The 1,019-nt window shown below is 43.0% G+C and carries 2 protein-coding genes; both read right to left on the bottom strand.

Features of this window, described 5'->3' with window-relative positions; translation table 11 throughout:
* On the bottom strand, positions 1-796 hold a 796-nt coding region (locus A3739_RS21850; protein WP_068502753.1), incomplete at its 3' end, for an ABC transporter permease.
* 19 nt (positions 797-815) lie between these two features.
* The coding region (locus tag A3739_RS21845) for a TOBE domain-containing protein (protein ID WP_156502752.1) at positions 816-1,019 on the bottom strand (204 nt) is incomplete at its 5' end.

The raw sequence follows: 1,019 nt of genomic DNA, 5'->3' as shown, positions 1-1,019 counted from the left end.
AAACGATAAGTAATAAAAAACCAAAGGCAGCGCCGAGCTCCCAATTAAATCGGGTAATAAACTGGGTATAGATCTGACCGGTAAACCACATACTCGATTTACCTCCGAGTAGAATTGGTGTGAGGTAATTACCGAGCGTTAGCATAAATACGACAATGCAGCCGGATATTATGCCCGGCATTGAATGTGGGATAACGATCTCTTTCAGGATAGAAAGCTTACTGCCGCCAAGGTCATAACCCGCTTCAATTAAGCTGTCATCTAAACTATCTAAAGTGCTTACCAACGGCACCACCATAAATAACATGGAGGTGTAAATTAAGCCCATCATCACGGTGACATCGTTGTATAAAAATTCGATTGGACCGTCGATCAGTCCAAGCCACTGCAGAGAGGAGGAGATAACTCCAGTTTCTCTGAGAAGGATCATCCAACCAAAGGTGCGCACTAATTCGCTAACCCAAAACGGCAACAGGCAGAGTAAAAATAAGATGCTTTTGGTTTTTCCACGCAACATCTTAGCTATGTAATACGCTACGGGAAAAGCAATAATTAGTGTAAGCACTGTGGCAAGTATCGACATAAATGCCGTTCTCGCTAAGGTATTCCAATAGAACGGCTCAGTAAAAAATTCTGCATAGTTTGCCAAGCTCGTTTCATAGGTTCGAGGGGCAACTTTTTCTCTAATCGATAAGAAGAACATATCGATATGAGGGATGATCACAAGTAAGCCTAGCCAAAGTAAAAAAGGACTAAGCAGGAGTATCAGGGTGAGTCGTGTCTGGCTTGAGTTCATTTTATCTTTCCTAAAACGCTCAAGCTTGGTTCGTAAATACTTTGGCGATATCTGCTCGCCAGCTTAATGATAGTTTGTCGCCTGCCTTAAGATCTGAAAACTCACCTGTCTGAGGTAGGGAAACAATAATCTCTTCCGCATCGTTGTTGGTCATGATTGCGCGGCTCTTAGCACCGTCGAACAATACACTCTTTACAGATGCCTGGAGTTGATTATCCGCTGT

The sequence above is a fragment of the Oleiphilus sp. HI0067 genome (assembly GCF_001635735.1).
The sequence above is the reverse complement of the archived record's forward strand: the minus strand, read 5'-3'. Positions and strand labels throughout refer to the sequence as shown.